The organism is Streptomyces sp. NPDC048290 (assembly GCF_040652095.1).
Classification (GTDB): domain Bacteria; phylum Actinomycetota; class Actinomycetes; order Streptomycetales; family Streptomycetaceae; genus Streptomyces.
On record NZ_JBEZLM010000024.1, the window covers coordinates 70410 to 97319 of the forward strand.

26 protein-coding genes are annotated in these 26910 nt (G+C 72.6%); 14 read left to right on the forward strand and 12 right to left on the reverse strand.

Going from position 1 to position 26910, the window contains the following annotated elements:
* Window positions 1-19 precede the first annotated feature (19 nt).
* From AB0D49_RS32370 to AB0D49_RS32380, 3 genes are read right to left on the reverse strand one after another with little or no spacing between them, the layout of a single operon-like run.
* On the reverse strand, window positions 20-709 hold the full coding sequence (locus tag AB0D49_RS32370; RefSeq protein ID WP_362764465.1) for a DUF5753 domain-containing protein: 690 nt from the start codon (window positions 707-709) through the stop codon (window positions 20-22).
* Window positions 710-726: 17 nt separating this feature from the next.
* Window positions 727-1275, reverse strand: coding sequence for a GNAT family N-acetyltransferase (locus AB0D49_RS32375; RefSeq protein ID WP_362764468.1), 549 nt, complete (start codon window positions 1273-1275; stop codon window positions 727-729).
* Window positions 1272-2552: an XRE family transcriptional regulator gene (locus AB0D49_RS32380; RefSeq protein WP_362764471.1), complete on the reverse strand. Its 1281-nt coding sequence runs from the start codon at window positions 2550-2552 to the stop codon at window positions 1272-1274. Before AB0D49_RS32380 ends, AB0D49_RS32375 begins: the two co-directional genes overlap by 4 nt.
* Before the next feature lie 181 nt (window positions 2553-2733).
* Here AB0D49_RS32380 and AB0D49_RS32385 point away from each other — a divergent pair, with 181 nt between their 5' ends.
* Genes AB0D49_RS32385 through AB0D49_RS32405 form a run of 5 tightly spaced genes read left to right on the forward strand, consistent with a single transcriptional unit; the run spans window position 2734 to window position 5715 of the window.
* Entirely contained in the window at window positions 2734-3144 is a 411-nt protein-coding gene (locus tag AB0D49_RS32385; RefSeq protein WP_362764474.1) for an ATP-binding protein, read from the forward strand.
* The gene (locus tag AB0D49_RS32390; RefSeq protein ID WP_362764477.1) at window positions 3141-3359 is read left to right on the forward strand and encodes a hypothetical protein; all 219 of its coding nucleotides are present in this window, start codon (window positions 3141-3143) and stop codon (window positions 3357-3359) included. The genes AB0D49_RS32385 and AB0D49_RS32390 overlap by 4 nt, the downstream gene beginning before the upstream one ends.
* Before the next feature lie 45 nt (window positions 3360-3404).
* Window positions 3405-3632, forward strand: coding sequence for a putative ATP-grasp-modified RiPP (gene tgmA, locus AB0D49_RS32395; RefSeq protein WP_362764480.1), 228 nt, complete (start codon window positions 3405-3407; stop codon window positions 3630-3632).
* Window positions 3629-4606 carry an ATP-grasp ribosomal peptide maturase gene (gene tgmB / locus AB0D49_RS32400; protein WP_362764483.1) on the forward strand — a complete coding sequence of 326 codons (978 nt, stop codon included), beginning with the start codon at window positions 3629-3631 and terminating at the stop codon, window positions 4604-4606. Before tgmA ends, tgmB begins: the two co-directional genes overlap by 4 nt.
* The gene (locus AB0D49_RS32405) at window positions 4603-5715 is read left to right on the forward strand and encodes a methyltransferase domain-containing protein (protein ID WP_362764486.1); all 1113 of its coding nucleotides are present in this window, start codon (window positions 4603-4605) and stop codon (window positions 5713-5715) included. The genes tgmB and AB0D49_RS32405 overlap by 4 nt, the downstream gene beginning before the upstream one ends.
* 18 nt (window positions 5716-5733) lie before the next feature.
* Here the strand turns inward: AB0D49_RS32405 and AB0D49_RS32410 are convergent, their stop codons facing one another.
* Entirely contained in the window at window positions 5734-6306 is a 573-nt protein-coding gene (locus AB0D49_RS32410) for a dihydrofolate reductase family protein (RefSeq protein WP_362764489.1), read from the reverse strand.
* Window positions 6307-6386: 80 nt separating this feature from the next.
* The gene (locus AB0D49_RS32415) at window positions 6387-7430 is read right to left on the reverse strand and encodes a hypothetical protein (protein ID WP_362764492.1); all 1044 of its coding nucleotides are present in this window, start codon (window positions 7428-7430) and stop codon (window positions 6387-6389) included.
* Between the two features lie 170 nt (window positions 7431-7600).
* Between AB0D49_RS32415 and AB0D49_RS32420 the strand changes: the two genes are divergently transcribed.
* The gene (locus AB0D49_RS32420) at window positions 7601-8527 is read left to right on the forward strand and encodes a hypothetical protein (protein ID WP_362764495.1); all 927 of its coding nucleotides are present in this window, start codon (window positions 7601-7603) and stop codon (window positions 8525-8527) included.
* 91 nt (window positions 8528-8618) lie between these two features.
* Here AB0D49_RS32420 and AB0D49_RS32425 read toward each other — a convergent pair whose 3' ends face one another.
* Window positions 8619-9056, reverse strand: coding sequence for a hypothetical protein (locus AB0D49_RS32425; protein ID WP_362764498.1), 438 nt, complete (start codon window positions 9054-9056; stop codon window positions 8619-8621).
* Between the two features lie 205 nt (window positions 9057-9261).
* On the opposite strand from AB0D49_RS32425, the gene AB0D49_RS32430 reads away from it, so the two are divergent.
* Window positions 9262-10491, forward strand: coding sequence for a PP2C family protein-serine/threonine phosphatase (locus AB0D49_RS32430; RefSeq protein ID WP_362764501.1), 1230 nt, complete (start codon window positions 9262-9264; stop codon window positions 10489-10491).
* A gap of 62 nt (window positions 10492-10553) precedes the next feature.
* Complete coding sequence (locus AB0D49_RS32435) at window positions 10554-11708, forward strand: hypothetical protein (protein WP_362764504.1); 1155 nt, start codon at window positions 10554-10556, stop codon at window positions 11706-11708.
* Window positions 11709-11888: 180 nt separating this feature from the next.
* Here AB0D49_RS32435 and AB0D49_RS32440 read toward each other — a convergent pair whose 3' ends face one another.
* A complete protein-coding gene (locus AB0D49_RS32440; RefSeq protein ID WP_362764506.1) occupies window positions 11889-12053 on the reverse strand; it encodes a hypothetical protein in 165 nt (54 codons plus the stop codon).
* Window positions 12054-12289: 236 nt separating this feature from the next.
* On the opposite strand from AB0D49_RS32440, the gene AB0D49_RS32445 reads away from it, so the two are divergent.
* Window positions 12290-13639, forward strand: coding sequence for a helix-turn-helix transcriptional regulator (locus AB0D49_RS32445; RefSeq protein WP_362764509.1), 1350 nt, complete (start codon window positions 12290-12292; stop codon window positions 13637-13639).
* Between the two features lie 25 nt (window positions 13640-13664).
* Here the strand turns inward: AB0D49_RS32445 and AB0D49_RS32450 are convergent, their stop codons facing one another.
* A complete protein-coding gene (locus AB0D49_RS32450; RefSeq protein ID WP_362764512.1) occupies window positions 13665-14477 on the reverse strand; it encodes a hypothetical protein in 813 nt (270 codons plus the stop codon).
* 125 nt (window positions 14478-14602) lie between these two features.
* Window positions 14603-15598 carry a nucleoside hydrolase gene (locus tag AB0D49_RS32455; RefSeq protein WP_362764514.1) on the reverse strand — a complete coding sequence of 332 codons (996 nt, stop codon included), beginning with the start codon at window positions 15596-15598 and terminating at the stop codon, window positions 14603-14605.
* A 205-nt stretch (window positions 15599-15803) separates the two neighbouring features.
* Between AB0D49_RS32455 and AB0D49_RS32460 the strand changes: the two genes are divergently transcribed.
* Both AB0D49_RS32460 and AB0D49_RS32465 read left to right on the forward strand, forming a co-directional pair.
* Window positions 15804-16970 carry a serine hydrolase domain-containing protein gene (locus tag AB0D49_RS32460; RefSeq protein WP_362764517.1) on the forward strand — a complete coding sequence of 389 codons (1167 nt, stop codon included), beginning with the start codon at window positions 15804-15806 and terminating at the stop codon, window positions 16968-16970.
* A 565-nt stretch (window positions 16971-17535) separates the two neighbouring features.
* Window positions 17536-18693, forward strand: a complete 1158-nt coding sequence (locus tag AB0D49_RS32465) for a helix-turn-helix domain-containing protein (RefSeq protein WP_362764519.1) — start codon at window positions 17536-17538, stop codon at window positions 18691-18693.
* A gap of 5 nt (window positions 18694-18698) precedes the next feature.
* On the opposite strand, the gene AB0D49_RS32470 is transcribed toward AB0D49_RS32465, so the two are convergent.
* Complete coding sequence (locus AB0D49_RS32470) at window positions 18699-20369, reverse strand: glycoside hydrolase family 13 protein (RefSeq protein WP_362764522.1); 1671 nt, start codon at window positions 20367-20369, stop codon at window positions 18699-18701.
* Window positions 20370-20646: 277 nt separating this feature from the next.
* On the opposite strand from AB0D49_RS32470, the gene AB0D49_RS32475 reads away from it, so the two are divergent.
* The gene (locus AB0D49_RS32475; RefSeq protein ID WP_362764682.1) at window positions 20647-22944 is read left to right on the forward strand and encodes a LuxR C-terminal-related transcriptional regulator; all 2298 of its coding nucleotides are present in this window, start codon (window positions 20647-20649) and stop codon (window positions 22942-22944) included.
* A 368-nt stretch (window positions 22945-23312) separates the two neighbouring features.
* Here the strand turns inward: AB0D49_RS32475 and AB0D49_RS32480 are convergent, their stop codons facing one another.
* Entirely contained in the window at window positions 23313-23597 is a 285-nt protein-coding gene (locus AB0D49_RS32480) for an antibiotic biosynthesis monooxygenase family protein (protein ID WP_362764524.1), read from the reverse strand.
* 161 nt (window positions 23598-23758) lie between these two features.
* Here AB0D49_RS32480 and AB0D49_RS32485 point away from each other — a divergent pair, with 161 nt between their 5' ends.
* Entirely contained in the window at window positions 23759-24829 is a 1071-nt protein-coding gene (locus tag AB0D49_RS32485; protein ID WP_362764685.1) for an aldo/keto reductase, read from the forward strand.
* Window positions 24830-25151: 322 nt separating this feature from the next.
* Window positions 25152-26051, forward strand: a complete 900-nt coding sequence (locus tag AB0D49_RS32490) for a Dyp-type peroxidase (RefSeq protein ID WP_362764527.1) — start codon at window positions 25152-25154, stop codon at window positions 26049-26051.
* Here the strand turns inward: AB0D49_RS32490 and AB0D49_RS32495 are convergent.
* A complete protein-coding gene (locus AB0D49_RS32495; protein ID WP_362764530.1) occupies window positions 26040-26822 on the reverse strand; it encodes a hypothetical protein in 783 nt (260 codons plus the stop codon). The two genes, AB0D49_RS32490 and AB0D49_RS32495, sit on opposite strands and share 12 nt — an antisense overlap.
* Window positions 26823-26910 lie beyond the last annotated feature (88 nt).

Sequence of the window (26910 nt, forward strand, 5' to 3'; positions counted from 1 at the left end):
CCAGGGCCCGGCCCGCACGTCACCCGAGTGCGTTCATGGCCGCTCCGATCAGCGCTTGAGCCTCGGCGCCGTGGACGGCGGACTCGGTGAGGTCGGCGAACGAAGCGGCGTACGCCGTGACATCGCCGGGCTGGGTGAGTGTGAGATACCCGGAGACCAGCTCGACGTTGACCTGAGCGTCGTCGAAGATCCAGAACCCTTCCACCGGCATACGGGCCCGGCTCAGGCGTACTGGGAGCACGCCCAGGGTGATGTGGGGCAGTGATTCGATCGAGAGCAGACGGTCGAGTTGTTCGAGCTGGGCGTCCCGCCCGCCCAGGGCGTTCCGGAGAACGGGCTCCTCGACCAGGAAGGCGAACTGGCGCCCGCCCTGGTGGAGTACGTGCTGCCGCTCCATACGGGCGGCCACGGCGTCGGCCACGTCGTCCACCGCGACTCTCCTGCGCTGCACGGCACGCAGCACGTCCTCGGTGTATGCGTGCGTCTGGAGGAGCCCGGGGATGAGCCCTGGCGAGTACGAGCGGAACGAGCGGGTGCGCTCGAAGAGGGGCAGGCGGTCTTCCTGAGCCTTGCGGAGCCCTGTGTGTTCCAGGAGATGCCAGTCAACGAGGTTGGTCTCGCTGGTTGAGGGAGGGGCGGTGGGGTCTTCCGGCTCGTGCTCGGCGAGGCAGGCTGTGGCGAGTACGGGCCCCGGTTCTAATGCGGGCATGGCTGTGGTCCCTTGGCTCAGATAGCAGTGTGAGTGTCGCGAGCCATCACCATGAGTACCGGCGATGCCGGTGACGGCTGGCTCTGGCCGATGTCCGCGTAGCCCCAGGAGCGGTACAGCGCGTGTACCTTGCCCTCGCCTGCCGCAGGGTTGACCATCAGCGTCACGTACGGTTCGTCGCGCGTGGCGAGCAGGGCGTCATGGATGCGTCTGGCCGTTCCGCTGCCACGCCATGCTGGGCGTACGCCGATCTCCTTCATCGCTATCGCTGGGCGCTTCGTGTACTTGTCCGCTGGTTGTGGTGATGTGCGCTGCCAGTACCGGTCTCCGTGCCTGATGGTGTTGCCGTAGGCGTAGCCGACCGGGAGTCCGTCCGCGTACGCCAGGACGGCGGTGAACCCCGGTTCGCCTCCATGGCGGTCCAAACGCTCGCCGAATGCGGTCACGGCGTAGTTCGGAAGATGGAGCAAGGGCGCGCGTACTTCGGCGTAGACGTCGATCAGATCGCCCCGCATGTGTTCGAGTGTGGTGAACGTTCGTAGTTCGACGGTAGGTGCCGGGGTCATACGGTGGTCCTCCAAGCGGCGACGTGCTCGTTCCAGTCCTGTACGAGAGGGCTGCCCGGCGCCTTCGCCCGCAACGCAGCGCCGAACTCTTGCAGCATGCGGGACACCCGGGCGTGTTGGGTAGCGGCGTCGGTCTGCACCTCCATGGCGGTCGCCAGGGACGCGTCGGCATCACCCTGGGCGAGCTGCGCGTGGGCGAGACGCGTTGTGGTGATCGCACGGGACCGGACCATGTGCGGTCGAAGAGCGACCAGACAGCGGTGAGCGTGGAACTCGGCGGTGGGATAGTCGCCAAGCGACAAGTACGCCGACAGCGACAACGAATCCAACTCGGCCTGGTCGTAGAAGGCCAGCATCCATACCGGCCGGAAGTCGGCGGAGTCGGCTCGGATCATGGCTTCCTGCGCTTGTTCGAGAGCACGGCGGGTGGCGGTGCGGTCCTGTGCTGTACCCGCGATAGCCGCTTGCCGGGCCAGGCCGAGGGACGCGAACATCGGGTCCCGGCGAGTGATGTGCAGACTGCGCGCCACGTCGTTCGCGGCGAGTGCGTCGGCCGGGCGGCCCATGTGCCGGTACATCGTCCCGGCGTGGCTCCAGATACGGAACTTGATCGCTTGGTCTCCGGACATCTCCGCGAGGGACTGGGCCTCACGCATGTGCTTCAGCGCGACCTCGTACCGGCGGCCGTCGATCGCCGCCCACATTGCCGAGGAGCGGAACGCGGCTGCCGCCGCATAAATGTTGCTGCGCACCCGTTGCGCTGCGCTTCCGGCGTTCTGAAGGTTCAGTGCCTCGTCCGCCAGAGCGGCGGCACGCTGTTCGATGCCGAGTTGGCCGCCGTGGCGGTGGTCGCTTGCGACGATCTCGGTGAATCGGCCTTGCAGCCGCTCGACATCACTCATTCCGATACGGCGGGGCGCCACCGTGCCGGGAGCTGCGGCTGCCACCGCAGCGGCGGCGATGCCACCGACGAGCGCGCGGCGATTCATCTCCAGGTCCTCCTGCGATGGGACCGGGGCGGAAGACTTCCGGCCGCGCGGCACAAACCCCAAGGCGGTCGCCGACAGGCCCGTGACCTCCTCAAGTGCCCTGCGCGCTCCCGACTTCGGCCAGCGGACCCGGCCCGCCTTCCACGCCCGTACCGATGAGCCGTCGAGTCCGCCGGGCCGTCCGGTTAATCGCTCCTGGGCCGCGTTCACCGCCTCGGCGAGGCTGTTGGAGCTATGGCCGTGTTCGGTCATCCACGCTTCCAGCGCGGTGTTGCGCTCGATGTTCATGCACTCAACGTAGCCGTGTGATCGCCAGCCGTCAGGTGGTGGACCGCGATCGTCCTAGGGCGTTCCTCGGGCCGTACCCGCGAACGTCCTAAGCGTGCTGGTGGGAAGGGGGGTTACCTGGTTGTCGGCCGCCCCAGCGGGCGGGACGTCTACCGCGAGCACCGATGCCGAGGACGCGACGATGGCGATGACCACCGCACAGGTTGGACCCCAGCGCTACCAGGAGCGCTATCCGGCGACGCCGGAGGCCGCCGCTCAGGCACGGCGGGACATAGCCCTCGCACTGGAGACCTGGGGCCTGTCGCGACTGGCGGACGCCGCCCGGCAGATCGTCACCGAACTCGTCGCGAACGCGGTGGAACACACCGACTCCGCGTACGTGGCCACGTCGATCACGCGGACCGGCGAACGGTCCGTGCGCCTCGTCGTGACCGACACCTCACGCACCCGGCCGGCCACCGGCTCACCGGCTGCCGACGACGAACGCGGCCGTGGGCTCCTCCTCGTCGCAGCCCTCGCCCACACCTGGGGGTGGGAGCCCGTCCACGGGGGGAAACGGGTCTGGGCCGAGCTACGCGCGGACCAGGGATGACGACCGTCCGGGCGGCGAGCGTTCTGCCCCGTCTGGACCGGCTCAGCCCACGGCAGCAGATGGCCATGGACTGCGCCCGCTGCTCCCGCCGTCTGGGGATGGACGGCAGGGTGTGGGGCGAAGTGCGGCACCGTGGCCGTCCGTTCCTGCTGTGGGTCTGCGCCCCGCAATGCGCCCCGCACCGCGCAGCGCCCTTCGCGCCGGGCGCCCCCTGAACCGTCCTGGCACAGTCCGCACCACATCACCACCAGGAGGCACACATGTCCGCAACACCGCCCGTCCCGTTCGGCGCCCGCGCCGAACGCGCCCCCTACACCGTGACCCTGAAGGCCGACTCGTTCACCTACGACCCTGACCGCCAGCTCAATGTCCTGACCGACGGCACCGGCGCCCTGTGGAGCCGTTCCACCGAGCTGGCCGGGAGCTGCACCAACACGAACTGGGACAGCAAGAACGACGACACCAGCGACCCGTATCTGATGCGGTGACACACGATCGATCCGGCGGCCCGGTGCTGGTCGTCACCAAGGAACTGGACCCGGCGGCGGACCTGGTGGTCGCCGAGCTGACGTCCCGGCGGGTGCCGGTGATGCGGCTCGACATGGGGGACTTCCCCGAGACCGTCTCCCTGTCCGCCGAACACGCCGCAGGCCCGTGGGCGGGGGTCCTCACCGACGCATCGCGCTCTGTGCGGCTGGAGGAGGTGAGGGCCGTCTACTACCGGCGGCCCCGCCTGCCCGTCGTATCGGCGCAGCTTCGGGAGCCTCATCTCACCTGGGCCAGGGAACAGGCGCTGGCCGGTCTGCTCGGCACGCTCTACGCACTCCCGGTGACCTGGGTCAACCGGCCCGACGTCGACGGGATCGCCTCCCACAAGCCGGGGCAACTGCCGGTCGCCGCCGCACACGGCCTCCGTACCCCGCGCTCCCTGATCACCACCGACCCGCAGGCGGCCCGGACGTTCTGCCGCGAGACGGACGGCCGGGTGATCTGCAAACCGCTGATGGGCGGCCCACTGGAATATCCGGACGGTCGCCGTACCGGGGTGCCCACGCATGTGGTCGACCCCGACACGCTCGACGACTCCGTGCGCCTGACCGCCCACCTGTTCCAGGAGTGGGTGCCCAAGTCGCACGAGGTGCGGCTGACCGTCGTGGGCGGGGACATGTTCGCCGCCGAGATCCACGCGGGCAGCGACGCCGCCCGCGTGGACTGGCGCAGCGACTACGACGCCCTCTCCTACGACGTCTGCCGAGTCCCGGACGACGTCCGCGCGGGCGTGCTGGGCTGGCTGGAGCACTTCCGGCTCGCCTTCGGCGCGTTCGACTTCGCCGTCACCCCGGCCGGTCACTGGGTGATGTTCGAGTGCAACCCGTCCGGAGAGTGGTCCTGGATTCAGAACCGCACCGGCCTCCCCATCGCCGCCCGTATCGCCGATCTACTTGCTGAGGGACGACCATGACCACACACCCACAGGAGCGCGCCGCCGTACTGCGGGCGGCACTGGCCGACGAGCTTGAGGCAGACGGCCGACTGTCCGATCCGGTATGGCGGAAGGTGTTCGAAGCCGTGCCGCGTCATGCCTTCGTACCGGAGTTCTGGACCCTGACTCCCCAGGGGTTGCGGCACGTCACGTCCGGCGACCCGGACTGGCTGGAGTCGGTGTACTCGGACGAGGCGCTGGCCACACAGCTCACGGACGGCGTGGCCACGTCGTCCTCGACGGCACCGGGGCTGATGCTCCGCATGCTCCAGGCACTCGACATCGCCGACGGGCACCGCGTCCTGGAGATCGCCACCGGCACCGGATACAACGCGGCCCTGCTGGCACAACGGGTCGGCAGTCACCAGGTCGTGACGGTGGAGGTCGATCCCGGGCTCGCGCGGACGGCCGAGGAGCGGTTGCGGCGCTGCGGACACACTCCGCTCGTCCACACCGGGGACGGCCGGTCGGGACACCCGGACCGGGCCCCGTACGACCGGCTCATCGCCACCTGCGGGTTCAGCACGATCCCGTCCGCGTGGCTGGCGCAGGTCCGGCCCGCCGGACTCATCGTGTCCCCGCTCGGCTGGGGCACCGTCCGTCTGGTCGTCGCCGACGACGGACGCGCCGAGGGGCGGTTCCTGCCCGAGCGTTCCTACTTCATGGCCGTACGCGCGGCCGGTAGCACCGGTGTCCCGGCCCACCCGGGCAGACCGGAGGCGACCAGTGGGCGCATCACCGGCCTGGATCTGACGGCGGTCGCCGAGGACGAGGCGTTCCGGTTCGTCCTCTCCCTTGTCGCGCCCGACACCGGCTTCGCCTTCGAGCGAGGGGACGCGGACGGGCCGGTGACGGCCGTGGAGCTGTGGGGTCCCGACGGGGCGTGGGCACGAGCCCAGGACGGCAGGGCACGACAGGCTGGTCCACGCCCGCTGTGGGACGTCGTGGAGGCCGCGTATCGGCTGTATGTGGACCATGACCGGCCGGGCCGGGAGCGGTTCGGTGTGACCGTGGGTGCCGGGGGCCAGCGCGTCTGGCTCGATGCCCCGAGTCGCCCGCTGCCGGTCGTCGGCGCGGCGGAACGCTGACGGCGCCTCACGCCTCCACTAGCGGACGACGTCGAACACCTGCTTCTGGAGCCCGTTCCCGTACGTCTCCTGCTCCACCAGCCGCAGCCGCTGCGTGTCCCTGTCCGTCGTGCTGAACATCCGCTTGCCCGCGCCCAGCAGCAGCGGGAACACCAGCAGGTGGTAGCGGTCGATCAGGTTCGCGTCCGACAGGGCCTGGTTCAGGGACGCGCTGCCGTGGACGATGATCGGGCCGCCCTCCGTCTCCTTCAGCGCGGCGATCTCGTCCAGTGAGCGCAGGATCGTCGTCTCGCCCCAGTTCTGGACCAGGTCGGTGTCCTTGAGGGTCGTGGAGACCACGTACTTCGGCATCAGCTTGTAGTCGCCGAACTCCTCCATGTCCGGCCACACCGGGCTGAACGCCTCGTAGCTGACCCGGCCCATCAGGAGTGCCGTCGCCTCCTGCTGCTCACGGCCCTTGATCTCGAACGCCTCCGGCAGGAACTCGATGTCCTTGTAGGTCCAGCCTGCGTTGCGGTAGCCGGGCTCGCCGCCCGGAGCCTCCACCACGCCGTCCAGGGAGATGAAGGCGGTGCTGATCAGGGTGCGCATGGCGGGCTCCTCGCAAGTACGTCAGAAGGTGGTGTGGCTCGTTCGCGTCCCCTCCAGGATCGTACCGACAAATTTATTTGTCAAGACAGTGGGAGTTTTCGGTTTGAGGGGGAGGTGGGGGGTGTGGAAGGGGGGTGTGGTGGGAGTAGCGGGGGAGGGGGAGGGGGATGTGGAGTCTCCGGGCCCCTGGCCGTCACCGCCTCCCCCGCCTTCCCTGCCTCCCTCGCCTCCACCGGCGTCACCGGCGTCACCGCCTCTGTCCGCTCCGTCCCCCGTCGCAGCGGTCGGCCCAGGCGACATGCCAGCGCCACCGTCGCCCCCAGCGCCAGCAGCAGCCACGACACCGTGCGCAAGGTGGACGTCAGGGCGTCGTACACCGCCCCCGCCGCCGGTTCCGGCATGTCCGCGGGCAGGTCCGCCAGTGTCAGGTGGCGGCCCAGGGCCACCGCCACGCCCAGCAGCGCACCCCCCGCCGCCACCCCCAGCGCCATCGCGGTGAGCGCCCGTCTGCGGCGGGCCGCCAGGGCGATGGCGGCGACGGCGAGCGCCACCGCCGTCAGGGGCAGCCAGACCGCGGCGACCTGCATCACATGAAGTCCCTTTCGCAACGGGCCCAGATCCGCCGCCGGAAGCACCGCCACCTCGGCATGTCCCACCGGCAGCCGCGGACGGCCCACCAACGCGTTGTCCTCGGCCAGTTGTCGTTCCACCGCGTCCGCCACCGGCGCCAGATCCACCGTCACCGGGCCCCGCTCACCCCGGCGCACCGCGTCCAGCACCGCGTCGTGCGTGGCCCGGTTCGCCTCGTCCCAGCCCACCTGGAACGCGTCCGTCCGGGTGAACGACCGCACCGCGTCCCGCAGGAACGGCGCCATCTCGCCCACCCCGGCCCGCCGCGCCAGCCCCGTACCCAGCGTGTCGGCCACCACGTCCTCCACCGCCGGGTCCGCCGCGAGCGGCGCCACCGTACGGACATAGCGGTCACCGTCGGCCAGACCGTACGTCACCCAGCCCGCCAGCGCCCCGAGCGGCACCAGCGCGCACGCCAGGATCAGCAGCACCGCCGACACGGTGCCGCGCAGGCGCCCGGCACTCGAACGGCCGAACTGCTGTCGCGGGGGCATGTCTCCAGGCAACGGGGTGCCGCCGGGCGCCGCGAGCGCTGTCGGCCGTACGGGCGAAGCCTGTTCACCGAACGGACCACCGCCCGGCGCGGCCCCCCGGGACCGAGCCGTTCCGGTGGAGAGCCGGCCCGCGCCGGTGTTGTCTGTTCCCGGGGAGAAGGAGGCCGATCATGCGACCCACTCCGGCCCTGCGGATTCTGACCGCGGCCACCCTGCTCACCGGTACCGCCCTCGCCGCCCTGGCGAGCGGTGCCACGGCGAGCGCGGCGACCCCGCCGACCTTCACCGACGGTGACCGCGGCGGCGGCAGCGGCAGGGACAAGGGAACGATCCGGGGGACCATCGTCTCCCGTGGCGAACTCAATCTGCGGCAGGCGCCCACCACCCGTTCCCCCGTCGTCGACTGGGCGGCGCGGGGCAGCCGGGAACGCGTCGAGTGCGCGGTCCGCGGGCAGCGGATCGACGGGCATTCCTACTGGTACTGGCTCGAAGGCGCCCAGGCGTGGGCCAACTCGGCCTTCGTCGACGTCGGGCGCGCGGGCGTGCCGACCTGTGACGATCCCTGTCCCGAGTGGAAGAACGGGGCGTGGAGCAACTGGGACGAGCCGTATTGGGGGCGGCGGTCGGATGACGGCGGTTCCCGCGACGGGCGGGACGAGGCGCGGGATGAGTCGCGTGAGTCGTCGCGGGATGAGTCGTGGGAGGGGTCCGAGGAGTTCTCCTGGGATTCCTTCCGGGAGGAGTCGTCCCGGGACTCGTCCGAGGAGTTCTCGTCCGAGGAGTTCTCGCGCGAGAGGTCCGACTCCGGGGAGGAGTGGGAGTCGTCCGAGTCCTCCGACTCGTGGGGTTCCTGGGAGTCCGAGTCCGAGCGCGAGCACGAGCACGAGTCCGAAGGGGACTTCTGGAGTGAGGACGACGGTGGCGGCAGCCACGACGGTCGGGACACCGAGAACGGTCGGGACACCGAGGAGGACGGGCGCGAAACCCACGACGGCGGTGACCGTCAGGACAGTGACCCCGGTGACCGGCTCTGGAGTCGGGACGAGGCATGGGCCACCGGCGGCTGGGCCGACGGCAGTTGGATCGGTGGGCACTGAGGGGAGGGCGTAGGGGAATGGGACAGGGGCCCTGTCGGTGTCGTGTCGGATGCCGACCGGACCCTTCTCCCCAGCCCAGCCGATGGCCCTCTCAGCTCAGCCGATGGCCCTCCGCGTCCTCATGTGTGTAGTAGCGGTAGAAGAGGACGACGAACACCACCGCCGCCACCGCCAGTGACATGAACACCGAGCGCAGGATCGCCGCCCCGCCCTCGCTGTACAGGAAGCCGAACGCGCAGCCGCCGAACGCCGCCCACAGCAGGGCGTGCACCTCGCGCCGCATCCGCGGGGCCGCGACGAGCAGGGCGTAGCACAGGGCCGCGAAGACGATCGCCGCGACAAGGCCGAGCAGGACGTTCCAGCCGGTGATGGGTCCGCCGGAGCGATTGTTGGCGGCGACCCAGTAGCCGTAGACCAGTCCGGTTCCGGCGGGCACCGCCCACCGGGCGATGCCGTGGGCACGGGCGCTGAACACATCGGGCAGCCGGGAGCCCGGGGACGCGCCGGGCGCGGGTGCGGCATGAGCCATGAGCGCACTCCTCTCTCTCGCCCCCGCCTTCCAGAGCACACCTGCGCGCACCGCCTGGCAAGTCCGCGGGCCGTCCCGGCACGGTCGGGACGGTAGCGGTCGGGACGGTAGCGGTCGGGTGAAGGACCTCCGGCCGGATGCGCGGGAGCGCCGGGCGTGCTTCGCTGGCCCTATGAGGTCCGGGGGCGACCGGGCGCTGAGACCCGTGAGCAACGACGGAACCGGTCGGCGCTCGCTGGACCGGCTGCCGTGGACGGGGCGGAGCGGGCTGTGGCACCAGTACCGCACGCTGCGTATCCGTGGCCGCAGTGTCACCTGGGTGCCGCCGCTGCTGCTGCTCATCGCCATCGTGACGATCGACTACTGGACCGGCACCGAGTTCCGGATCATCTCCTGGGTGGTGCTGGTGCCCGGGATCGCCGCCGCGCTGTGCAGTGTGGGGACGACCGCCGCCTTCACCGGGCTGGTGCTGGCCGCCTACCTCTTCGTCGAGGCGCTCTGGCCCGATCGCTTCACCCCCCGGCTCTCCGACTTCACCCTGATCGCCATCGGCGGGGTCCTGGCGACCCTGGCCTGCGCGGTCCGGGTGCGCGGTGAGGAACATGTGCTGCGGATGCGGGACGTCACCGAGACGGTCCGCCGTACCGTGCTGCGCCCGCTGCCGTCCGGTTGGGGCGGGCTGGAACACGCCGAGGTGTATCTCGCGGCCGACACCGAGGTCCGGGTCGGCGGCGACTTCTACGACATCCAGCCCGGCCTGCACGGCACCCGCGTCCTGCTCGGGGATGTGCAGGGCAAGGGGCTGGGCGCGGTCGAGGCCGCCGCCGCGCTGCTGGGCACCTTCCGTGAGGCGGGCTACCACGAGCCGGATCTCGCCACCGTCGGTGAACGGCTCGGCATCCGTATGACCCGGCACCGGCGCCGGGTGCGGGAGCTGGGGCGGGACGACGAGGACCGGTTCGCCACCGCCCTCCTGCTGGAGTTCCCGGACGACGACCCGGGCGCCCTCCGGCTGATCAACTTCGGTCATGAACCGCCGCTCGTGGTCGGCCCCGGCGGGGTCCGCGCCCTGGCACCGGGCGACTCCCTCCCGCTCGGGCTCGCCGACCTCGAACGCCGTCCTGGCGCCGGGCGGCCCGCTCCCCACCATGTCGTCCTCGGCCGGGGCGAGACCGTCCTGCTCACCACGGACGGGGTCACCGAGGCCCGGGACGCCGACGGCGCCTTCTTCCCCCTGGAGTCCGCCGTCGCCGAGGCGGTCCGCGTGGACGTCCGCTGCGTGGCGCCGGAGCGCCTGGTGGCGGCCGTACGGGAAGGGGTGCTGCGGCACTGCGGGGGGAGGCTCGCGGACGACACCACCGTCTTCGCCGTACGGAGGCTGCTCGACGGGAAGGTGCTCGACCGGGACGGAAGGGTGCTCGGAAGCGGGACTTGAACGTTCGCGGAACGCAAGCGCGTTACCTTGCTGGGTGGACGTGAACGTCGAGGAGGGGCCACATGGGTGGAACCGTGCTGCTGATCGCCGGGTCTCCGGTGGGGCGCGGGCGGCTGGTCGCGGCGGCCGAGGTGCTGCCGGTGCTGTCCGCCGTGGCGCCGGGGGTGCTGGCGGGGGCGGACTCCGCCCATGTCGTGGAGCTGGCGGACCCGTTGGAGCCGCAGGCCGTGCTGACCCGGCTGCGGGCCGCCGCCGCGGCGCCGGAACCGCTCACCGTGTTCGTCGCCGGACAGCTCCAGCTCGACCGGCGCCAGCGGCTGCCCCATCTTGCGCTGGCCCGCACCACACCGGCCACCGTGCGCTACACCGCGTTCCCCTGGCACTGGTTCCGGGAGGAGTTGCGGCTGCGCACCCCCGGCAGCACCGCCCTCGTGCTCGATCTCCACGCCGACCCCGACTGCTGGCGGCTGCTCGACGGACAGCCCCCCGACTGCGGCTCCGGCCACGCCGTCTACGGCCGGATCGCGCCGCCGCCCGGCCGCCGTACGGTCGCGCAGCCGTCGTACATGAGGGCCGTCGCCACGATTCTGCGCAGCGGGCACCGGCCGCCGCTGGCCCACCTCCACGAGCAGGCCCTCGCCAGGATGGGCGAGGAGGACGGCGGCGGGGGCGGGCGCGCGCCGGGGATGATCGTGATCAGTACGGGGGGCGGCGTGCCGGCGGGGGCGGGGGGCGCTCTGCCGCGTCCGGTGGACGCGGGCGGTGGTGGTCCCCGCCCGGCGGCGGCCGACCTGCCCGGTGATCCGCACTCGGTGGTCGCGGACGCGGTACGCGCCGGGCGGCACCAGGACGCCGACGCGCTGGCCGCCCGGTGCGAGCGGGCCGCCGTAGGGGCGCACGGGGCCGGGTCGGGCGAGGCGCTGCACTGGGCGGAGGTACGGGCCGATCTGGCGATGATGGCCGGGGACCCGGTGCGTAGCTGCCGGACCTGGCTGGATGTGGCGGCGGCCCGGCTGGGCGCGGGCGAGGCGGTGGACGCGCCCGCCGTCGAGGCGGCCGTGGACCGGGCCCACCACCAGTGGGGCTGTGTCCGGGACCCGGCACGGGCCCGGGAACTCGGCGCCGCGCTCGCGGAGTTGCGCGGCCGGGTGCCGGGGCGCCGGGCGGGCGCCCTGGACCATGTGCGCAGGCAGCTGGCGCAGATGCAGGGCGCCTGACCGTGAGGTGACGTCGTACGGCCGTACCGGTCCCGTCACCCGGGTCGCGCCCGGCCTCTCCGTCGCCCTGTCACGGCCGTACCGATCCCGTCACCCGGATCGCGCCCGCCGCCTCCGCCGTCCTGTCACGGCCGTACCGATCTGGTCACCAGGTTCTCGCCCGGCGCCTCCGCCGCCCTGTCACGGCCGTACTGATCGCGTCACCAGATCCTCCTCCGGCGTGGCCTTCGCCGGGCCCGCGTTCGCCGCCGCGATCAGGGCCGTCGCGGCGATCAGGGCGGCGGCCACGGCCCTGGCGTAGCGGGCGGGAGGGCGTCCGTTGCGGGCGGTGGTACGTCCGGGCACGGCAACCTCGCAGGGGGGTGACAGTGGCGTGTTAAGCGCCCTTAATCCAGCTCCTAACGTAGAGCTTCGGGGCGGTCGACCGGAAGGGGCGACGGGCGGGTTACGTCATTTCACCGATGGTTCGCGGGAGGTGGGGACGCGGATACGGGCGGACGGGGTGGCGGAGGTGGTACTCGTGTTCCCCGGGGCGCCCAAGTCGCCTATCGGTAAGTGGACTTACTGGCATGATTAAACGCATGGCGAACCGGGACGAGCCCGAGATCATCGGGCGCAGGGTGCAGCGACTGCGCCATGAGCGCGGGCTGACCCAGCGTCAACTGGCCGAACCGGCGTACACCCCCGCCTACATCTCGACCCTGGAGGCCGGCCGGGTCCGCCCCTCCGACGAGGCGCTGCGCCATCTCGCCGACCGGCTCGGCGTCGGCTTCGAGGAGCTGGCCACCGGCCGCCCCGCCCATCTCGCCACCGATCTGCGGCTACGGCTCACCGAGGCCCAGCGCACCCTGGCCACCGGCGCCGCCGAGGAGGCCGCCGAGCAGTACACCGCGCTGCTCACCGAGGCCACCGCCCACGCCCTCGCCGCCGAACAGGCCACCGCGCTGCTCGGGCTCGGCGAGTGCGGTCTCGACACCGGGGACATAGGGGCCGCGCGGCGCTTCTTCGAGCGGGCCGAGCAGGTGCTCGGCGAGGACGGCCAGCCGCTGACCGCCCGCGTCCCCGCGCTGCGCGGCCGGGCGATATCCCACTACCTGGCCGGTGAGCTGCGCTACGCCGTCTATCTGCTGGAGTCCACCCTCGACGAGCTGAACCGCGGCGGGCTGCACGACCCGGACGCGCTGCTGCTGCTCTACGCCAGCGTCATCGGCCCGTACATGGACATGGGCGCCCACGCGCGGGCGGCGAAGGCGGCGGAGTTCGCGCTGTCCGTCGCCCCACAGGCCGGGGACCCGGCGCTGGTCGCCCGGATGCACCGGCAGGTGGCCCGCACACTGCTCGCCGAGGGCCGGATCGCCGAGGCGGACGCCTCCCTCGCCAAGGCGGCGGAGATGTACCGCCAGCTCCAGATCCGTACGGAACTCGCCAACTGCCACTGGATGCGCGGCTATGTGTGCGCGCAGAACGGGGAACTGGAGCGGGCCGAGGGCGAGTTGCGTGAGGCGCTCACCATGCTGTCGGCGACCCGGGCCGCGCTGTACCGCAGCCAGGCGGCGGTGGAGCTGGCGGATGTGCTGCACCGGCGCGGCAAGTCCGCGGAGGCGGCGGAGCTGCTGCGGGAGGTGCTCGGGGACCTCTCGCCCGAGCGCGGCGCGGTGCACGCGGCGGCGGCCCACCGGCTGCTCGGCATCATCGCCGAGGACGCCCGCGACACGGAGGCGGCCGAGGAGCACTACGTCCGCGCGCTCAGCCTGCTGGAACGGGCGGGCGCGGTCGGCGACCTGGCCGACCTGTGCCGGCTGCTGGGCGATCTGCTGCGCCGCACCGGGCGGGTGGAGGCGGCGCTGGACGCGTACCGCACGGGACTGGGCCACCGTACGGCGCCGGGGACGACGACGCTGGGACCGGCACCGGCACAGCCACCGATGTGAGACCTCAGGTCGCACACCGCACGTCTCACACCTGCACCCGGCCCTGTCGGCGTACCTCCGCCAGCCGCTCCGCGCCCAGTTCCACCGCGGCCGTGGTCGTGTCGGTCAGGATCTCGCCGAGGCCGCCGTTGGTGACCGTCAGGGCGTCGTCGCCGACGCGTACGGCGGCCACGTCCAGGGTGAGGGTGACCGGGCCGTCGTCCAGGTCCCGGGTCACCGTCACCCGCAGACCCTGCCGGGTGTCCCCGGTCTCCGGCAGCGGTACGTCCTCCACCGTCACCGTGTGCCGCGCCCCGCCCGCGCCGCCCGCCACGAACTTGGCGCAGATCTGCGGCAGGCTCCGCAGCCACGCCAGCGACCGGTCGAGGTCGGCGGGCGCGCCGCTGGTGACCTGGTAGCGAAGCTGTCCGTCGGCGTAGCCGTCGTCCAGGCCGACCGTGGCCCGCGCCGGGGCGCCGAGCAGGTCGTCGGCGTACAGGGCGTCCATCAGGCGGCGGCACTCCGGTTCGCGGGGCGCCGCCTTCAGGAAGCCGTCCCGCCAGGTCGCCGCGCCCTCGGTCGGCATCCACGGCTCGCCGAGGTCGGCCTCCGTGATCAGCGCGGCCTGCGCCTGCGCGTCGCTCAGCGCGCGCACCCCGCCGTCGTCCGGGCGCCTGCCGCCCTCGGACGGCTTGGGCGACGGGGACGCCTTCGCCGCCGGTTTCTCGGTCAGATACGGGCGGGGCGGCGCCGTCTCCTGGTACGCGCAGCCGCTCGCCACCATCAGCAGGGTCGTGCCGAACGCGGCGGCCAGGACGAGCACGCGGACGGCCGGGGCGCTGAGCGTCGGGAGTGCCATCGGGGTGCCTCCAGGGAGCGTGCGGGACGCGCCCGGACCGCCGTACCGGCCCGGGTCAGGTCTCCACGGCACCACCACCCCCGCCCGCCCACCAGCGCGCCGGTCCGTCCGGGTGAGGCGCGGGGCTACCGGCTGCCGGGCCGCCCCTCGACCGCGCTCAGGTAGAGATCCACGTACCGCCGCACATCCACGTCCAGAGCGACGTCCACCAGCGGCTGCGGGCGGGCGCCGTCGTGGATCTCGGACTCGCCGTGCCGGGGGCGCAGATCGACGATGGTCTGGCCGCGGGTCGGGCCGGGGGCGAGGGAGACCTCGACGGGGAGGCGCCGGGTGGTGAGCCCGCCGGGGTCGGCGACCGCGCAGACCGCGCCCGCGTCGCCGAGGCCGCCCGCCGGGTCGTCGCCGTCTGGGTCGGGGTCGGGCGCGGGGTCGGGGGCGGAGGGGCGGTGGGCGAGGAGTTCACCGGCGAGCCGCGCGCCCGGCTCGCCGGATCCGCGCAGCCGCCGTACGTCCTCGCCCGGGACCTGGACCCGATTGAACACATCCAGCCCGTACATGGTGATCGGCACGCCGGAGGTGAGCAGGACGGCGGCGGCCTCCGGGTCGTGCCAGACGTTGAACTCGGCGACGGGGGTGGCGTTCCCGGCGGCCACGGCTCCGCCCATCCAGACGATCCGCTCGATATGGGCGGTGACCTCGGGGTGGGTGCGCAGCAGCAGCGCGATGTTGGTGAGCGGGGCGGTGGGGACGAGTGTGACGGGACGGGGGGAGCCGAGGATCTCGCGCCGCAGCAGGGCGACGGCGTCCAACTCGGAGGGGGTCCGGGTGGGCGCGGGCAGCCCCAGGTCCCCCATTCCGTCCTCGCCGTGCACATGGCGGGCCGAGCGGGGCTCCTCGATCAGCGGCCGGGCCGCGCCGCGCGCCACCGGGATGTCGGGGGCCCCGGCCTGCTCCAGCACGGTCAGGGTGTTGCGGACGACACCGTCGACATCGGTGTTCCCGGCGACACAGGTCACCGCCCGCAACTCGATCCCCGGGTGGCGCACCGCGAAGAGCAGGGCGAGGGCGTCGTCGACACCGGTGTCGCAGTCGATGATCACCGGAATGGGTTGACCGGTCACACACACGCTCCTCGGACGGGGACTGCGGGGGACTACTGGAGGACTACTGGGGGACTGCCGGGGGACTGCCGGGGGACTGCTGAGAACGAGAACATCCTTTCCGACATGCGCCCCACCCACCCCCGGGCGATCCTTGGAAAGTCCGGCGTAACTGGGGACGACGGTGTGTCGGCCGGGTCCCCCGATCCGGAAGAGGTACCCAGGTATGCGCTTCCGCCCGCGATACGCGCCCTCTCGCCGACTGCTCTCCGTCGCCGCGCTGCTCGCCGCGCTGGTCGTGCCGGTGACGGCGCCGCCGCCCGCCGCCGCGTCGGGGCTCGGGGACGATCTCACCGCCCGGCTGGACCAGGCCATCGCCCAGGTACAGCGGGAGGCGAAGATCCCGGGGCTGGTGGTCGGACTGTGGATGCCGGGCAAGGGCGAGTACGTACGGTCCACGGGCGTGGCGGACACGTCCACGCGGCAGCCGATGACCGACGACCTGTACGTACGGATCGGCAGCGAGACCAAGACCTTCACGGTCACCGCGCTGCTCCAGCTGGTGCAGGAGGGAAGGGCCGGGCTGGACGACCCCGTCGCCCGCTATGTGCCCGGCGTGCCGGACGGCGGGCACATCACGCTGCGGCAGCTCGCGGAGATGCGCAGCGGACTGTTCCCCTACACCTCCGACGCCGGTTTCGACCACGACCTCCTGAGCGACCCGGACCGCCGCTTCACCCCGCAGGAACTGCTGGCGTACGGCTACCGGCATCCGAACGTCTTCCCGCCGGGCGAGCGCTTCCAGTACTCCAACAGCAATCTCATCCTCCTCGGCCTGGTCATCGAGAAACTGACGGGCCGGCCGCTGGACGAGGTCATCCAGCAACGGGTCCTGAACCCGGCGGGCCTGCGGCACACCGTGTTCCCGACCGACGCGGCGATCCCCGACCCGCACGCCCAGGGCTACACCGACCAGACCCTCGACGGCCAGATCACCAACTCCACCCACTGGGACCCCACCTGGGCATGGGCGGCCGGGGCGATGATCTCCAACCTTCAGGACCTGCGCCGCTGGGCGAAAACCGTGGCCACCGGCGAACTCCTGGACGCCCACACCCAGTCCGAACGCCTCACCTTCCTCCCGACCGGCGTCCCCGGCACCGGCTACGGCCTCGGCATCTTCGACAGCGGCGGCTGGATCGGCCACAACGGCTCCCTCCCGGGCTACGAGACGGTGACGGTCTATCTCCCCTCCGAGCAGGCGACGCTGGTGATCCTCCTCAACACCGACATCACATACCAGGGCCAGGAACCGTCGTCCCTGGTGGCACGCGCGGTGACGGGGGTGGTGACGCCGGATCATCTGTATGGGGTGTCGGTACGGGGGCGGTAGGGGGGCGGGTACTCGCCCTGTCGCCGCTCCGGCAGCGCGGGCAGCGGCACGGGGGCCAGCGGAGTGAGTCGATCACGATGGGCCCGGGTCCGGGGCGGTAGGTGCGGAGCGGGGTGCGGGGGATGCGCTCGCCGTCCGGGCGGACGCGGTAGGTCTCGATGGTGAGGCGGGAGTGCCCCGGCTCGGGGGGCGTACCGGCGTTCACCGGGTGTGCTCCGGGGACGGCCAGGGGGTGTACGCGTGGGCGCGGGCCACGGGGGATGAGGGCCGTACGGATTTCCGGCAGGCGGGGCAGGTGCCTGCGCGGCGTCGGCCGGTGCCTGGGGCCAGTACGTCCAGTACCCGTCGTAAGAAGGCGGGGATACTGCTCACCGTCGTCAGCTCCTCAGAGGCTGATGGCCAGCCCCCGGACGTTCGCCGCGTCGCGGGGGTCCTTGTCGTGTCCCGCAAGCCAACCGGAGAGGGGCGACGGACACCACGGCACAACTGCCTCATCAAGGCTGCGTTTTGGCTTCACCGGGTAGCCTCACCAGGGCAGACGAAAGCCGCCGGACGGAGCCCGGACATGGCAGGCAAGCGGAAGCGGTTGGCGCAGCGCCGGAAGATGTGCGGATACACCCAGGAGGGCTTCGCCGAAGCCTTGTGTGTGGATCGCAGTACCGTGCAGCGGTGGGAGCGCGGTGAGGCTGATCCCCAGCCGCATCAGCGGCCGAAGATGGCCAGACTCTTGGGAGTCGAGCCCGAAGGGCTGGAACTGATACTGGCCCCTGATATCGCCGTCGCCCCTGAGCCTGCCCTTTCCCGTGAGGAAAGAGGTGAGGATCTCGCCTTCGCCATCCGGGAGATGTCTCGGCATCTTGTCGCGCTGGACAACGCGATGAACGGGGTGCCCATCGCGGAGGTGGCCGCGCGGTCGTTCAAGAAGGTCCACCGGCGGCTGGGGGAGGCGGCTTACGACCGGCGGAGCGAGCGGGATGTCCAGGCGGCTGCCGCCGAGTTGGCCGAAGTCGCGGGATGGGCCCTTTTCGATGCCGAGGAGCAGTCGGCGGCGCGGCGCTTCAATCAGGAGGCGTTGTTCCTGGCGCGGCTCTCGGGTGATCGGTCCATCGAGCTTCTGATCATGCAGAACATCGCCATGCAGGCCGGACACGTGGGGCGTCCGCGCGAAGAGGTGGCCATCGCGCGAGCGGTCATCGAGCAGGGGGGGCTTTCGCCTCGGACCGAGGCGATCTTCCGCGTGCGGGAAGCCCGGGGACTGTCGGCTTCGGCGCGGGAGACGGAAGCCGCACGGTACTTCGCGCGTGCTCGTTCGCTCATCCAGGACAGTGGCCGGGAGGACGATCCCGCCTGGGCCTGGTGGTTCACCTCTGAGGAGATCGACGGGCATCAGGGCTGTGCCCTGCGGAGATCCGGGCAGGCGGGGAAAGGCATCCCCTTTCTCCAGAGGGCTGTGCGTCAGGAGGAAGGCGCCCAGGCGGGGTACCGGTACATCTCCGGGGTCCAGCTCCTGGCCTGCTATGTGGAAGTGGAGGCGTGGGGCGATGCCGAAGAACTCGCAAGGGCTCTGATTCCGGTCGTCGGAGAAATGTCGTCGGCTCGCGCGCTGGGATTTCTGAACAGGACGACATGCCGGGGGAAAGCGCTCAGCAGGGCTCCCAGCGGGCTGCGGGACGCCTTGGAGCACATCGAATCCACGATAGGGGAAGACCCTTACGGCATCTGAAAGCCCTACCCCAGCCAGACCGTGGTGTCGGGGTCCAGCAGGCGCCCCTCCCCCAGCGGTCCGCTTGTCAGGAGGACCTCGCCGGGCGGAAGCGGTACGGGGCTCCCCGACAGGTTGGTGACGCAGCGCCAGCGGTTCGAGCGGGTGAAGGACAGGACGTCGGGGGTGGCGTCCGCCGACCAGGTCAGGTTCTCGCCCTCCGTGAGCTTGCGGCGCAGTCGCAGGGCCGTGCGGTACAGCTCCAGCGTCGAGCCCGCCACCCCGTCCTGCGCGGCGACCGCGTACGACGCGAAGGACGGCGGCTGCGGCAGCCACGCGCCGCCCGTGCCGAAGCCGTACGACGGTCCGTCCGCCGTCCACGGCAGTGGGACCCGGCAGCCGTCGCGGCCCTTCTGGGTGTGGGCGGTCTGTTCCCACAACGGGTCCTGGAGGGCGTCCGGCGGTAGGTCGGCGACCTCGGGGAGGCCCAGTTCCTCGCCCTGGTAGAGGTAGGCCGAGCCGGGCAGTGCCAGCATCAGGAGCGTGGCGGCGCGCGCCCGGCGCAGTCCGGCCGCCGGGTCGACCGGGGGTTCCTGGCCGCCGGAGAGCAGCCAGGCGTCGGTGCCGGTGCCCGGCGGGAGCATCAGGCGGGAGGCGTGCCGGATGACGTCGTGGTTGGAGAGGACCCAGGTCGCCGAGGCTCCGGCGGCTCGGGCGGCGGACAGGGACTCCGTGATCACCCGGCGCAGTGCCGTCGCGTTCCACGGGGCCTGGAGATACTCGAAGTTGAAGGCTTGGCCCAGTTCGTCGGGGCGGGCGTAGCGCACCCGGCGGTCGTTCGGTACCCATGCCTCGGCGACCGCCATCCGGGGCGGCCGGTAGGAGTCCAGGACGCGCCGCCAGTCGCGGTAGATCGCGTGCACCTCGTCCCGGTCGTAGAACGGGTGCGTACCCGGCGGCAGTGCGGTCAGCGCGTCCTCGCCGCTCAGTTCCGGCGCGCCCAGGTCGCGCAGCGGGTCCCGTAGATCCTTGGCCAGGGCGTGTGCCACATCCACCCGGAAGCCGTCCACGCCCCGGTCCGACCAGAACCGCAGGGTGGTGCGGAAGTCCTCCCGGATGTCGTCGTGGTCCCAGTTCAGGTCGGGCTGTTCGGGGGTGAAGAGATGCAGGTACCACTGGCCGTCCGGGACCCGGCGCCACGCGCTGCCGCCGAACACCGAACGCCAGTCGGTGGGCGGCAGCTCCCCGTCCGCGCCCCGCCCGTCCCGGAACACGTACCGCGCGCGGGCCGCCGAGCCGGGCCCGGCCGCCAGCGCCTCCTGGAACCAGATGTGCCGGTGCGAGGTGTGGTTCGGCACCACGTCCACGATCACCTTCAGACCGAGCCGGTGCGCTTCGGCGGTCAGCGCGTCGAAGTCGTCCAGCGTGCCGAGGCGCGGGTCGACCGCCCGGTAGTCGATGACGTCGTAGCCGCCGTCGGCCAGCTCCGACGGGTAGAAGGGGCTCAGCCAGAGCGCGTCCGCGCCGAGCGCCGCGAGATGGCCGAGCCGGTCCGTGATCCCGCGCAGATCGCCCAGCCCGTCCCCGTCGGCGTCGGCGAAGCTGCGCGGATAGATCTGGTAGACGACGGCCTGCCGCCACCAGTCGGGATCGCGCGGCGAGAGGTCGGGTACGGCGGAGCCGGGGCGTACGGTCACGCCGAGAAGTCTGTCCAGTCCGTCCCGGCGGTGAAACCGGCCGCCCCTAAGGGGACGGGGAGCCGCCTCCCTGTCCGAGTACGAGGGGGCGGGCGTCCGGTGGATGACCCCTTACGGGGGACCCGGACCGTCCGCTCCGGGTGGAGCCGGTGGCCGTCTCCCCCTTTCGCCCCATGCCCCCACCCGGTTCACCCACCCCGGCACTCCTCGCGCCATTCACGCTCGGCATCCGTATGCCTACGCTGTGATGGTCTGCATGGACTGCATCGGGGGTCGCATGGGGTTCGGGTTCGGGCAGCGGCGTGGTGGACAGCTGCCGGTGGAGCTGACGAGTTTTGTCGGGCGGGGTGCCGAACTCGCCCTCATCAGAGCCGCGTTGGAGCAGTCGCGGCTGGTGACGCTGGTCGGTCCGGGAGGCGTCGGCAAGAGCCGCACCGCGCTGCGCGCCGCCGGGGCCGCCGCGCCCCGCTACCCGGACGGGGTACGGCTGGTGGAACTGTCCGCGCTGCGCGACCCGGAGCTGATCCCGGCCACCCTCGCCGGGGTGCTGGAGCTGCCCGAACAGCCCGGCATGACTCCGCTGGACGCGGTGGTGGAGCATCTGCGGGGCCGTCGGCTGCTGCTCGTGCTGGACACCTGTGAGCATCTGGTGGACGCCTGCGCGATGCTCACCGACATCCTGCTGCGCGAGGCCGGCGGGCTGAGCGTGCTGGCCACCAGCCGCCAGCCGCTGGACGTCCCCGGCGAGCACTGCGTCCCGCTCGCCCCGCTGGCCCGGGAGGACGCGGCCGACCTGTTCGTGCAGCGCGCGGCGGCCGTCACCGCCGGGTTCGCCGGGACCGGCGCCGACCGGGAGCGCACCCTCGCCCTGGTCGACCGCCTCGACGGCATCCCGCTGGCCCTGGAACTGGCCGCCGTACGGCTGCGCGCGGTGCCGCTGGCCGAGCTGATCGCCCGCCTCGACCGCCGCTTCGAGGTGCTCACCGGGGGCCGCCGCACCCGGCTCACCCGCCACCAGACCCTGCGGACCGCCATCGACTGGTCGCACGACCTGTGCACCCCGGAGGAACGGCTGCTCTGGGCCCGGCTCTCGGTCTTCGCCGGGTCCTTCGAACTCTCCGCCGCCGAACGGGTCTGCGCGGACCCCGAACTGGGCCCGGAGCAGGTCGTGGAGGCGCTGATCGGGCTGGTCGACAAGTCGGTGGTGCAGCGCATCGGCGAGGACGGCGGACGCTACCGGCTCCTGGACACCATCCGCGAGTACGGGGCGGGCCGCCTGGAGCGCGTCCCGGACGCCGGATCGGGCGTACGGCAGCGCCACTTCGCCTACTACGAACGGCTCGTCGCCCGCTTCTGGGACGAGTTCCTCAGCCCGGCGCAGGTGGCGCTGCACCGCGCGGTGCGGGAGGAGATCACCGACATCCGGGCCGCCCTGGAGTGGGCCTGCGCGGGCGACGACGGCCGCGCCAAGGACGCCCTGTGGCTGGCGACCCGGCTCGGCGCGTACTGGCGGGCGGCCGGGACGCTCTCCGAGGGCCGCCACTGGATCGACAAGGGCCTGGCCCGCGTCCCCGAAGACTGCCCCGAACGCGCCTGGGGCCTTCAGATGACCGGCATCTTCGCCGTCTGGACCGCCGATCTGGACACCGCGCTGGCCCGTTTCCCGCTCGCCCATGAACTGTCCGTCCGGATCGGCGAGGACCGCGTCGAGCGCTCCGCCGCCGCCTACCTCGGCGCGATGACCGCGCTCAGCGCGGACATCGAGGGCGGTCTCGCCGAACTGGAGCGCAACCGGCTGCGGATCGTCGAGTCCGGCGACGGCCTCGCCATCGGCGTCGTCCACTACGAGGGCGCCCTGCTGCGCGCGGTGCTCGGTGACACCGCCGGAGCGCTGGAGCTGTGCCGTACCGGGCTCGCCTACCTCGCCGGGGTCGGCGAACGCCAGCTCTACGCCTCCACCCAGAGCACCCAGGGCCTGATCCTGTGGCTCAGCGGCGACCACGAGGAGGCGGAGGTCTGCTTCCGGGACGGTCTGGAGGCGGCGGGCGAGATCGGCGAGGTGCTGGTCGCCGCGCTGGCCTGTCTCGGCCTTGCCTGGTGCGCCGCCGAACGGGGCCGCCCGGTGCGCGCCTGCTGGCTGCTCGGCTACGCCCAGCACGCCCGGCGGCTCGGCGGCGACCCGGTGGCGCTGCTGCCGAGGCTGCTGGAGGAGCAGGAGGCGGTGGACAAGGCGGTCCGCGCGGCGCTCGGCGCCGCCGACCACGAACGGTGGAGGGAGGCGGGGGCGCGGATGTCCGGTCAGGAGGTGCTGGAGGCGGTCCGCGCGGACATCGATGTCCCCGTCCCGCCGCAGCCCGTCCCGGTGCCCGGCGCCCGTCAGCCGCCGCGCTCCGCCGACTCGCTCACCCGCCGGGAGCGCGAGGTCGCCGCGCTGGTCGCCCAGGGCCTGTCCAACCGGGAGATCGCCGAACGCCTGGTCATCTCCAAGCGCACGGTGGACGCCCATGTGGAACACATCCTGGCCAAGCTCGGCATCACGTCCCGCACGGAGATCCCGGCCCCGACCGGACCCTAGCGCCGGGCATCCCCCCTAGGGTGCCCCGGCCTCCAGGTACGTACGTATGCGCCGCACGGGCGGTACGTGTACCGATCTTCCCCGCTCCCGGCCGTCCCGCCGCTCCCGGCACGGCAGGCTGGTGTGAGCCGCCCGGGGGACGGGCGTGCGGGGCGCGGGCAGTTGGTCAACCCCCACGGCTGTCATGGCAAGCCCCCGCATCACACCTCCCCCTGGCGGCGCACAGCGGGGCTGCCCCTGGTCGGCGGGGCAGCCCCGCTCTCATGTCCGGTCTCGGGCCGCCCCGTTCCGCGAGGCAGTCGTCCGTCGGCCGCCTCGATCCTCGCGGCAGCGCGTCGGCCGCCCCGGTCCGCGCGGCAGCCCGTCGGCTACGCCGGACCCTCCCGTGCGATGTCGTACCGCCGTACCTCCGCGCCGCGAATCCGTGCCGTCTGCTCCGGCTCCGGGCCCGCACCCCGGAAGCGGGCGAGGTCCTCCTCGGACTCCCAGCGCTCATAGACGTTGACGCGGTCCGGTGCGAGCGGGTCGGCGGACAGGGCGAAGTCGAGGCAGCCGGGCGCGGACCGGGCCTGCGCGACGACCTCCACGCAGCCGGCCACATAGGCGTCACGGTCGGCGGGGTCCACGGACAGCATTCCGGCGATGACGATCATCGGGGAGGTCCTTTCTCGGTGCGGGCATCAGGGAAGAAGTGACCTGGTGACCTCGGTGGCGGCCCGGACTCATCGGTCGTCCCTCATTCCGCTGCCGTGGGCCGGGGGGCGTGGGGGTTGCCCTAGAGCGCACTCCAGCACCTACCGTCCCGCCCATGAACATGCGCTACCGCCCGCTGGGGCGTACCGGGATCGAGGTCAGTGCGTACTGTCTGGGCACGATGATGTTCGGGGCCGTCGGGAACAAGGACCATGACGACTGTGTACGGATCATCCACACGGCCCTGGACCATGGAATCAACTTCGTGGACACCGCGGACATGTACTCCGCGGGCGAGTCGGAGACCATCGTCGGCAAGGCGCTGCGCGGGGGCCGCCGGGACGATGTCGTGCTGGCCACCAAGGTGCACTTCCCGATGGGCGAGGGCCGCAACCGGGGCGGCAACTCGCGGCGCTGGATCACCCGGGCCGTGGAGGAGAGCCTGACCCGGCTCGGCACCGAGTGGATCGACCTGTACCAGGTGCACCGGCCCGACGAGACGACCGATGTCGAGGAGACGCTCGGGGTGCTCGGCGATCTCCAGCGGGCCGGGAAGATCCGGGCGTTCGGGTGCTCCAGCTTCCCGCCGGAGGCGGTCGCCGAGGCGCACCATGTCGCCGAGCGCCGGGGGCTGGCACGGTTCCGGACCGAGCAGCCGCCGTACTCGCTGCTGGCGCGTGGGGTGGAGCGGTCCGTGCTGCCGACCTGCGAGCGGTACGGGATGGGGGTCCTGACCTGGAGCCCGCTGGCCTCCGGGTTCCTGACCGGGAAGTACCGCAAGGGGGGTGCGATCGACCTCGGCACCGGGCGGGCCGCGCTGAACCCCGGCCGCTTCGACCCCGCGCTGCCGGTGAACGCGCGGAAGCTGGAGGTCGTGGAGGAACTGGTCGCGGTGGCCGAGGGACTCGGGCGGACCCTGCCCGAACTGGCCGTCGCCTTCCCGCTCGCGCACCCCGCCGTCACCTCCGTCATCGTCGGCCCCCGCACGGCCGGACAGCTCGACGCGCTGCTCAAGGGCGCCGACCTGGTGCTGGACGACACGACCCTGGACCGCCTCGACGCGATCGTCCCGCCCGGCACGGACCTCTACCGGGCCGACGGGGTGTGGGAGCCCGCCTCGCTCACCGACGCCCGGCGCAGGCGGCGGGGCGTGGCCGAGCGGGCCGCCGCGGGGGTGGCGGCCGGGGGTTGAGCGGGGTGCCGCGGGGGTGGTGGCCGGGGGTTGAGCGGGGTACCGCGGACGTGGTGGCAGGCGGCTGAGCGGGGCGCCGGGCACGGCAGCCGGACGACGCCCGACCAGGGGTCCGACAGGAGCCCGACAGAAGGGCGACAGGTGTGGACGTAAGGGGCGGCGGGCAGGGTGACCCCGGACCGAGAGGGGATACATGTCGTCGTCGTCCGAGTCGCCTTCCGCCCGAATACGGCGATCGCCGTCGCCTTCAGCGGCGCCACGGCAATCGCCGTCGCCCTCCGCCGCAGCACGGCTTTCGCCGTCGCCCGCGCCCCAGCCGGTGGTGAGCCCGCCGTCCGCCACCGCCGTCTTCCTGGTGCTGACCCTCGAACCGGGCGGCGCGACCGTCGCCCGGGAGGTGCTGGGGGAGATCGAAGGACTCACCCGGTCCTTCGGATTCGGGCACCCCGAAGGGCGGCTGACCTGCGTCGCCGGGATCGGCGCCACCGCCTGGGAGCCGCTGTACGGCAGTCCCCGCCCGGCCGCGCTACGGCCCTTCCGGGAACTGGCCGGACCCCGCCACCGCGCCCCCGCCACCCCCGGCGATCTCCTCCTCCACCTCCGCGCCGAACGCCCCGATCTCTGCTTCGCGCTCGCCGCCGAACTGGTCCGCCGCCTCGGTGACGCGGCCCGTGTCCAGGACGAGGTGCAGACCTTCACGTACTACGACTCCCGCAATCTGCTGGGCTTCGTGGACGGCACCGAGAACCCGGTCGGCGACCTCGCCGCCGACACCGCCCTCGTCGGCGAGGAGGACCCCGTCTTCGCGGGCGGCTCCTACGTCGTCGTCCAGAAGTACCTGCACGACATGGACGCCTGGGGCAAGCTCGGCACGGAGGAGCAGGAACGGGTCGTCGGGCGGACCAAGCAGACCAATCTGGAGCTGACCGACGCGCCCGGCTCCCATGTCGACCTCAACACCCTCACCGGCCCCGACGGCTCCGAACTGCGGGTGCTGCGCGCGGCGATGCCGTTCGGGCGGCCCGGACACGGCGAGTTCGGCACGTACTTCGTGGTGTACGCCCGCGACCCCGAGGTGCCCGCGACCATGCTGCGCCGGATGTTCCTGGGCACGGACGGGGCGGCCGGGCCCGATCCGATCCTCGACTTCTCGCGGGCGGTGACGGGCACGGCGTTCTTCGCCCCGTCGGCCCGCTTTCTGCGGGAGGCGTCAGCCGCCTAGGCAGATGACCAGGAGGCAGAGTTCGTTGTCACGGTCGGCCGGGGTCTCGGCGGCGGGCGGCTGGGCGGGTGCCGGGGTGGACGCCGGGGGTGTCGGCTGGGGCGTGGTCGGGTCCGGGTCCGGGGCGGGTGCGGTGGTCGGTGGCGGGGTGGTGATCGCCGACGGGGGCGCCGCCTGCTGGGTCTGCGGACGCGGGTCCCGCGCGGCGGCGGCGGTCCGCTGGGACGGGGGCGTGGCGGTGGTGGGGGTCGCTTCCAGGGGCGCGGGTTCCGCGGTGCGTGGGGGTGTGGCGCGGGAGGAGCGGGGGGTGTCGGCGCTCCGGGTGTCCGGCGCCGGGTCCGTGACGGTCGGCTCGGTCACCTCGCGGTCGGCGCCGCCCATGCCGGTGGTGGTCTCGGGGGCGGTCGCCGCCTGGGCGCGGTCGCCGGAGCCGCCGCGGTCCATGGTGGACAGCGTCAGTCCGCCGCCGACCAGGGCGACGGCGGTGGCGAGCACGGCCCTGCGCTGGCTCTTCCTCAGCCGCGCGAGCTGCCGCCGACGGGCCGCCCGGCCCTGGGCGAGGGGCGGGGTGACGGGGGTGATGGCGGAGGTGGCCGGTTCGCCGTGGTCCATGGGGGCGGGCTCGGGGGCGAGTACCGCACTGCGCGGGGGCGCGGGCGCGGGTATGGGTACGGGTACGGGCTCTGGGGCGATGTCGGGCGCGTAGGCGCCGCAACCGGGGCACACCAGGGCGCCGTTGAGATGCCGTCGGCACGAGGAGCAGTAGTCCATCTGCGGGCTTCCTGAGTTGACGTGCCGGCGGCCGGGGCCGCGGCCTGATCACGTTCGCACGTGGGATCGAGCGGCCAGCAACGCTAAC

Excerpts from the sequence above, each read along its gene's own strand:
- AB0D49_RS32370 (WP_362764465.1), bottom strand. The coding sequence starts at position 709 with ATGCCCGCATTAGAACCGGGGCCCGTACTCGCCACAGCCTGCCTCGCC.
- AB0D49_RS32375 (WP_362764468.1), bottom strand. The coding sequence starts at position 1,275 with ATGACCCCGGCACCTACCGTCGAACTACGAACGTTCACCACACTCGAA.
- AB0D49_RS32380 (WP_362764471.1), bottom strand. The coding sequence starts at position 2,552 with ATGAACATCGAGCGCAACACCGCGCTGGAAGCGTGGATGACCGAACAC.
- AB0D49_RS32385 (WP_362764474.1), top strand. The coding sequence starts at position 2,734 with ATGGCGATGACCACCGCACAGGTTGGACCCCAGCGCTACCAGGAGCGC.
- AB0D49_RS32390 (WP_362764477.1), top strand. The coding sequence starts at position 3,141 with ATGACGACCGTCCGGGCGGCGAGCGTTCTGCCCCGTCTGGACCGGCTC.
- tgmA (WP_362764480.1), top strand. The coding sequence starts at position 3,405 with ATGTCCGCAACACCGCCCGTCCCGTTCGGCGCCCGCGCCGAACGCGCC.
- AB0D49_RS32405 (WP_362764486.1), top strand. The coding sequence starts at position 4,603 with ATGACCACACACCCACAGGAGCGCGCCGCCGTACTGCGGGCGGCACTG.
- AB0D49_RS32410 (WP_362764489.1), bottom strand. The coding sequence starts at position 6,306 with ATGCGCACCCTGATCAGCACCGCCTTCATCTCCCTGGACGGCGTGGTG.
- AB0D49_RS32415 (WP_362764492.1), bottom strand. The coding sequence starts at position 7,430 with ATGCCCCCGCGACAGCAGTTCGGCCGTTCGAGTGCCGGGCGCCTGCGC.
- AB0D49_RS32420 (WP_362764495.1), top strand. The coding sequence starts at position 7,601 with ATGCGACCCACTCCGGCCCTGCGGATTCTGACCGCGGCCACCCTGCTC.
- AB0D49_RS32425 (WP_362764498.1), bottom strand. The coding sequence starts at position 9,056 with ATGGCTCATGCCGCACCCGCGCCCGGCGCGTCCCCGGGCTCCCGGCTG.
- AB0D49_RS32435 (WP_362764504.1), top strand. The coding sequence starts at position 10,554 with ATGGGTGGAACCGTGCTGCTGATCGCCGGGTCTCCGGTGGGGCGCGGG.
- AB0D49_RS32445 (WP_362764509.1), top strand. The coding sequence starts at position 12,290 with ATGGCGAACCGGGACGAGCCCGAGATCATCGGGCGCAGGGTGCAGCGA.
- AB0D49_RS32450 (WP_362764512.1), bottom strand. The coding sequence starts at position 14,477 with ATGGCACTCCCGACGCTCAGCGCCCCGGCCGTCCGCGTGCTCGTCCTG.
- AB0D49_RS32460 (WP_362764517.1), top strand. The coding sequence starts at position 15,804 with ATGCGCTTCCGCCCGCGATACGCGCCCTCTCGCCGACTGCTCTCCGTC.
- AB0D49_RS32465 (WP_362764519.1), top strand. The coding sequence starts at position 17,536 with ATGGCAGGCAAGCGGAAGCGGTTGGCGCAGCGCCGGAAGATGTGCGGA.
- AB0D49_RS32475 (WP_362764682.1), top strand. The coding sequence starts at position 20,647 with ATGGGGTTCGGGTTCGGGCAGCGGCGTGGTGGACAGCTGCCGGTGGAG.
- AB0D49_RS32480 (WP_362764524.1), bottom strand. The coding sequence starts at position 23,597 with ATGATCGTCATCGCCGGAATGCTGTCCGTGGACCCCGCCGACCGTGAC.
- AB0D49_RS32485 (WP_362764685.1), top strand. The coding sequence starts at position 23,759 with ATGCGCTACCGCCCGCTGGGGCGTACCGGGATCGAGGTCAGTGCGTAC.
- AB0D49_RS32495 (WP_362764530.1), bottom strand. The coding sequence starts at position 26,822 with ATGGACTACTGCTCCTCGTGCCGACGGCATCTCAACGGCGCCCTGGTG.